The 6,143-nt window shown below is 33.1% G+C and carries 9 protein-coding genes; 1 reads left to right on the top strand and 8 read right to left on the bottom strand.

All coding sequences use genetic code 11. From position 1 onward, the window contains the following. Window positions 1–119: 119 nt before the first annotated feature. Complete coding sequence (locus COL05_RS22575; RefSeq protein ID WP_098670210.1) at window positions 120–569, top strand: NUDIX hydrolase; 450 nt, start codon at window positions 120–122, stop codon at window positions 567–569. A 36-nt stretch (window positions 570–605) separates the two neighbouring features. Here COL05_RS22575 and COL05_RS22570 read toward each other — a convergent pair whose 3' ends face one another. The 8 genes from COL05_RS22570 to COL05_RS22535 all read right to left on the bottom strand — a co-directional run bounded on the left by COL05_RS22570 (window position 606) and on the right by COL05_RS22535 (window position 6,081). Continuing rightward, window positions 606–1,154, bottom strand: coding sequence for a cysteine hydrolase family protein (locus COL05_RS22570; RefSeq protein ID WP_098670209.1), 549 nt, complete (start codon window positions 1,152–1,154; stop codon window positions 606–608). 114 nt (window positions 1,155–1,268) lie between these two features. Continuing rightward, the gene (locus COL05_RS22565; RefSeq protein ID WP_098670208.1) at window positions 1,269–1,463 is read right to left on the bottom strand and encodes a hypothetical protein; all 195 of its coding nucleotides are present in this window, start codon (window positions 1,461–1,463) and stop codon (window positions 1,269–1,271) included. 171 nt (window positions 1,464–1,634) lie between these two features. Next, a complete protein-coding gene (locus tag COL05_RS22560) occupies window positions 1,635–2,123 on the bottom strand; it encodes a putative periplasmic lipoprotein (protein ID WP_098670207.1) in 489 nt (162 codons plus the stop codon). Window positions 2,124–2,382: 259 nt separating this feature from the next. Further along, entirely contained in the window at window positions 2,383–3,030 is a 648-nt protein-coding gene (locus tag COL05_RS22555; RefSeq protein ID WP_098670206.1) for a nitroreductase family protein, read from the bottom strand. Between the two features lie 98 nt (window positions 3,031–3,128). Further along, window positions 3,129–4,004, bottom strand: a complete 876-nt coding sequence (gene dat / locus COL05_RS22550; RefSeq protein WP_098670205.1) for a D-amino-acid transaminase — start codon at window positions 4,002–4,004, stop codon at window positions 3,129–3,131. A gap of 131 nt (window positions 4,005–4,135) precedes the next feature. Beyond that, the gene (locus COL05_RS22545) at window positions 4,136–5,101 is read right to left on the bottom strand and encodes an ABC transporter substrate-binding protein (protein WP_098670204.1); all 966 of its coding nucleotides are present in this window, start codon (window positions 5,099–5,101) and stop codon (window positions 4,136–4,138) included. 242 nt (window positions 5,102–5,343) lie between these two features. After that, window positions 5,344–5,709, bottom strand: a complete 366-nt coding sequence (locus tag COL05_RS22540; RefSeq protein ID WP_142337622.1) for a hypothetical protein — start codon at window positions 5,707–5,709, stop codon at window positions 5,344–5,346. 12 nt (window positions 5,710–5,721) lie between these two features. Next, a complete protein-coding gene (locus tag COL05_RS22535; protein ID WP_098670203.1) occupies window positions 5,722–6,081 on the bottom strand; it encodes a GNAT family N-acetyltransferase in 360 nt (119 codons plus the stop codon). Window positions 6,082–6,143 lie beyond the last annotated feature (62 nt).

The raw sequence follows: 6,143 nt of genomic DNA, 5'->3' as shown, positions 1-6,143 counted from the left end.
TTTCGCTGAATTTTGAGGTGGGGGTCTTACTGCCCATTAAATCGGAATAAAGAGGAATATATTTACATAATAACGAATAGTTTATTTGCTCTTATTTTTTCTTACGGAGGTTATATACAATGGGATATATTGAAGAACTTAGAGAAGTTGTCGGATCAAGACCACTCAATCTAGCAGGAGTTGCTGTAGCTGTTTTCAATGAACAAGGACAAATATTATTACAACAAAGACGAAGTGGTATTTGGGCTGTCCCTGGTGGATTCGTTGAACTTGGCGAATCAACAGAAGAAGCCGGAAGACGAGAAGTGCTTGAAGAAACAGGGCTTAAAATAGGCTCTTTACAGTTAATAAGCGTATTTTCTGGAAAAGAATTTTTTGTGAAATTACCAAACGGAGATGAATTTTATCCTATAACAATTGCATATCTTTGCAAAGACATTACAGGTGGTACGTTGAAAGCTGATGGATTTGAATCATTACATGTACAATTTTTTGATTTAAATGCGTTACCCGAAAACATTAGTTCTTTCATAAAAAAACTAATCGAGCAGAACCTCGTCTCAATTTAAATGTAAAAAGAGACCTGTTTTAAAGGTCTCTTTTTTTCACTTCACTTCTGCATGTAAGCATGACTTAAAATGTCCAAGTGCAAATTCATGTCCTTGCTCATTAAAAGATGCAACCGCCTTTTCAAAAACAACAATTTTAAATCCTTTATTATAAGCGTCTACTGCTGTGTGAAGAACACAAATATCAGTGCAAACACCTACAAGATGAACTTCTTCTATTCCTCTTTCTCTTAACTTCATCTCTAAGTCTGTCCCAGCAAATGCACTATATCGTGTTTTATCCATATAATATACATTCTCTGCATTTTTATATGTTTCGTACACTTCTTGTAATTCACCAAACAAATCTCTTCCATTTGTACCAGCTATGTTATGTGGCGGGAATAACTTTGATTCTGGATGGTATGCATCGTTTTCTTCATGTTTATCAATCGCAAAGACAACATAATCTCCATTTTCAATATATTGCTTCGTTATATGGACAATTTCCTTCTCAATTTCTTGTCCTGGTTTCCCGCATGTCAAAGCGCCTTTTTCAGCTACAAAATCATATGTATAATCAATATTAATAAGAGCTCGTTTCATAACTTCTATCTCCCCTTCTTCTGTTTCACAGTAAACAATAGAAAATTTGTTATTACGACATCGTATGTACTATTCGACATTTCAAACGAAATACCTACATTTTTCATGTAAAACTTACCTTAATCCGAGTTTATCATATAATAGGTAGACAATGATAAAACAAATAACTCCTATTAACAAGTCGTGAATTTGATAGGCAAACGTAATTTGAGTCACCTCTTGGATCGTAAACAAAATGACTGACATCGTTAAAATAATCAAGACGATACGAATACACCGATTCACGTCTTCAGCCTCTTTCCCTATCATAGTATTAACAAGTGCTTTCTTCCTACTTAATCGTATTAGAAAACAAAACAAGTGATTTACTATTACATCCTCTAGTATAAAGTGAAACTTTANNGTGGGGTCTTACTGCCCATTAAAGCGGGATAAACAAAAAAGTACACTACTTTTTGAGTAATGTACTTTTTATTCTTCTTATGACGCTGGTTTTGTTTCAAATGTTGCTTGATTTAAACTAATAACCTTTCCTTTTGGGTCATTGTTTTCATACTGAACTGCAGTAATCGTATGACTACCTGTCTCAAGCGTCTTCTCTTTTAATTGTACTGTTGTCTGTGTTGTACTAGTTACTTGATGTTTATCTGCATATACTCGATCTACAAATATAAATGTTTCTTTATCATTTTGAAAATTAGAAAGCTCTAATTCAACATGTTGAATTAAAGTATCCTTTTTGATGAATACAGCTGGTATATTTCCATTTTCAGAAGTACCGTCTGGTGTAATAACTGTTACTTTTCCTTCTCCTACTGGCACTGCTCCTTCAGGAAATGCAACTATATTCTCATTACTTGCGTTTACAACTTGTTCTTCCTGCTTTGATTGCGCACCCTCTTTTTCTTGTGGAGCACCGCAACCGGCTAATAACAATACAGACAATCCAGTGATTATGAATTTTTTCAAAATTCATCCCCCCTGTCATTTCATTATTATTTATTATACAAAAATAACTTTTAAATTTTAAGACTATTTTCAACACTTTCATGAACAAATAGTATCTTGCCCACGATTAATGTACCATACTTTCCTTAATAGAACATTAATTTTTTTTATGAAATAAATAGTAATTCCCTCTTATCTATCATTTTAGCCCAATAGATTCATTACATACCTGTTCAAAATAAAAAGACATTGTTCATTCAATGTCTTTTTATTTTAAGCTTTAAAAAACAAATGTTGTAATCTCATCTACTTCTTTTCTTGGAAGTTTCTTCGGCTTATCTTTCGGAAAACCGAGTGAAATAACCATATTTATTTGTTTTTCAGGCTCAATTTGTAAATATTGTCGTAGTTCATTTTGAGCTAACAATACCGGTCCTGTCATTGGACAAGTGCCAAGCCCTTTCGCATGTGCAGCTAACATTAAGTTTTGTGCCGCTAAACAGCTACTCTTAATTCCTTCTTCTTCCCAAACTGAATCTGGAACAAAAGCAATTGGATCAAATATCTTTTCGCGAAATTTTGATTCATATGGTGTTGCCAAACAAACGATTAATACTGGTGCCTCTGAGAAAGCTGTTGCATATGGTCCGAAAGAACGTGTAAGTAATTTCCCCGCTTTCTCTTCTCCGTTTTCTGCCGCTTTTGCCGCAAGTTTATGTAATGCATCCCATGTCATTTGTTCAATTTCTTTAATTTTCTCTTGGTTCATAATAACCAAGAACTCCCAAGTTTGTGAGTTCGTATCACTCGGTGCATAACGTGCACAATCAATAATCTCTTTTATATCACTAGTGGATACTTCTTGTTCCGTGAACTTTCTAACACTTCGTCTACCGTGAATTACTTCTTTTAAATCTTCATAATTCATACATTAAATCCCCTTTTTACAGCGTTTTCAAATCTTGTCCTATGCTTGAATTATATCATGAAAAAAAGCTGGAGGAATACCAGCTTTTTTCTTCAATATTAGTTCGTAACTTTAAACAAACGAATACTTTCTTCATATGCAACTTGAAGTTTCTTTGTAATCGGTCCTCTTTCTCCGACTCCAAACTGTTCATCCCCTATTTGAACGACCGGGAATATTTCAAGTGGTGTCGCTGTGAAGAAGCACTCATCAGCTTTATATACTTCTTGTAGTGAAAATTCTCGTTCTTCTACTTCAATATGTAACTCTTTCGCTAATGTAATAACGTAGTGACGTGTAATACCATGTAGAATGAAATTGTCAGCCGGATGCGTAATCAATTTATTATTTTTCACCATAAAGAAATTTGAATGACACCCTTCCGTTACAATTCCATCTCGTACTAATATCGCTTCTTGATAGCCTTGTTCGTTTATTTTATTTTTAATCATGATATTTGGTAACAGATTTAAAGATTTTATATGACAAAACTTCCAGCGTATATCCTCTTCTACAGTAACTTTTATTCCTCGTTCCATCGCAGCAATTGGTCTTGGAAACGAAACAATATTTGCAAAATATGTTGGTTGCATATTGGAATCATATACATGATTCCGCGCTTGAGCACCTCTTGATATTTGCAAATATACATTCCCATCCTCTTGAAATTGATTTTTTTCAATCATTTCATGTAACTGTTCTACTAACTCTTCCTTAGTAAACGGTGGAATTAGTTTAATTTCTTCCATAGAATTAAAGAATCGTTCTAAATGTAAATCTAACAAATGTGGCTTCCCATCATATAATCTAAATACCTCGTATATACCATCACCAAATTGAAAGCCTCTCTCCTCTAATGGAATCATCGGCTGTTCTTCCTTCGTATTTACAATTCTTCCGTTAAATAAAATCCAATCTTTATGAGTAGCTTTCATTTTTCCCCACTCCTTTATTCCATGATTGGTATAATTGTACAACTTATTCACACCTAAAAGAAGGAATTTTCTGTATTTTAACAAATAAAAAAGTACATCACCCGTTTAAAGTGATGTACTCGGCCATTCCTTTACTTTAGAAAATATTTTTCAATATCATCTAACATAAGGTTTGCAGCTACAATACCACCTGCTGTATTCCAAATCACTTCATCTACTTGGAATACTTTATTATCTTTAGAAGCCTGTAACTGTTTAAAGAGTGGATCTTCCGTCCATTCTTTCGCTAACGTGTTTCCTTCATTATTTTTATCTGCATCTTTATCAGATGTGAAATAGAATAAATAATCCCCATCCATATTTGGAATTTGCTCTTTTGTAATTCCTTTTATCGCAAATTCATCTTTATCTTGTAGTGGTGGTCGTTTAAATCCAATGTCATGTAATACAACGCCTGAGAATGAATTTTTTTGATAAATACGAACATCACCTGGGACGAAGCGTATAATGGAAACTTTAGAGTTAATTTTATCTCCTAATTGTTCTTTTATTGATGTAATACGATTTTTATAATCATTAAGAGCATTTTGCCCTTCTTTTTCTTTATTTACAGCTTTTGTATAAAGAGTAAAATTTTCTTTCCAATCACCGCGCAACGTTTCAGCATATACAGTTGGTGCGATTTCTTTTAACTGCTCATATATTTTTTCGTGACGCATTTTATTTCCGATGATTAAATCCGGCTGAAGCTTCATTACCGCCTCTAAATTAATGTCACGCTCAGTTCCTACTACTTTCGTATCTTTTAGCTCTTTTGCTAAATGAGGATACCATTCATCACCAGCTCGTGGTTTTGTCGTTCCAACTGGCGTTACTCCAACAGCTAAAAGTGCCTCAGCACCCTCATTTGTTAAAACAACAACTCTTTTTGGCGTACCATTTACTGTCGTTTCGCCCATTGCATGTTTTATCGTATATGAATTTTTTGCTTTAGCCGATGTATCTTTATCGTTCTTCTCTTCTTCTTTACCGCACCCTGCAATTATAACCATTAGTAATATAACGCAAAGTATAAGAATATTTTTAGTGCGTGTCATAAGTCCTCCTAGTTGAAATCGATTATCATTTACATTTTAAAGATTAATGTATATCTCATACATTGTCAATATATATATCAGAAAAGTTTTTCAATATATATAATGCGGACCTCATACCTCATTTTTATTCAAACTCTTACTTGTTTCTACTCACATTTTTAACCGTAACATATGAAAAATAAACGGACAAAAGAACGTAATTGTAATTCCAGTCAATACATAATGTAAATAAAGAAACCGCCTTATGTAAGGCGGTTTCTATCATTTTGCTTTAACCAATTTAAAATAAACATATACGACTGATAGTGAATATAACGTATGCAAAATAAAAGAAATAAAAGGGCAATTCCAGTGCTACTATACAGCAAACCAAATTTTAAAAAAACATTTAAAAGTGGTGGGAAGTTCGTTACGTTTTGTAATGTAATGAGCATACTAAACAAAAGGAAAAACAATGGAGCATATTGTAATTCATATGGCTTTCTCTTTTTATTCATTCTTTTTCGAATAAACATATGAATTAGCTCTGCTACTAAAAAACACCCTCCAATTAATACAAGACCAGAAGTTATCGTCATACATCCACCTGCCTTATATTTATCCCGCATAACTACTCATCGTTATATTTTCTTCACATATATTCCATCTTCCACATTAAATCCAAAACTCTCTATGAAGGATTTAGCTTGTTCTGTTAATGCCTTTTGTAATACCTTTATCTCTTTCACATTTCTTTCTTTCATCATCGTTTCAAATGTAAAATACGTATTTGTCCCATAACCGTAACTTTGATAATCAAAGTGAATAATTAACTGAGATAAAACTGCACTCTCCTCTTGTACACTATAGTCTATTACACCAATATATGTATCATCAACTTTCACACAATACTGTACTTGATTCTCAGTTAAACTATGTGAGCGAAACATTTCTTTAACAACGCTGTCATTTTCTACAGTTACTTTTTCAAACGTAATCATATGTTGTCCATCCTTTTACTATTATTGTATCAATAATACATCCTATTTATGAAAAAAACCTT

It is taken from the genome of Bacillus sp. AFS059628 (assembly GCF_002571225.1).
GTDB lineage: Bacteria > Bacillota > Bacilli > Bacillales > Bacillaceae_G > Bacillus_A.
The sequence above is the reverse complement of the archived record's forward strand: the minus strand, read 5'-3'. Positions and strand labels throughout refer to the sequence as shown.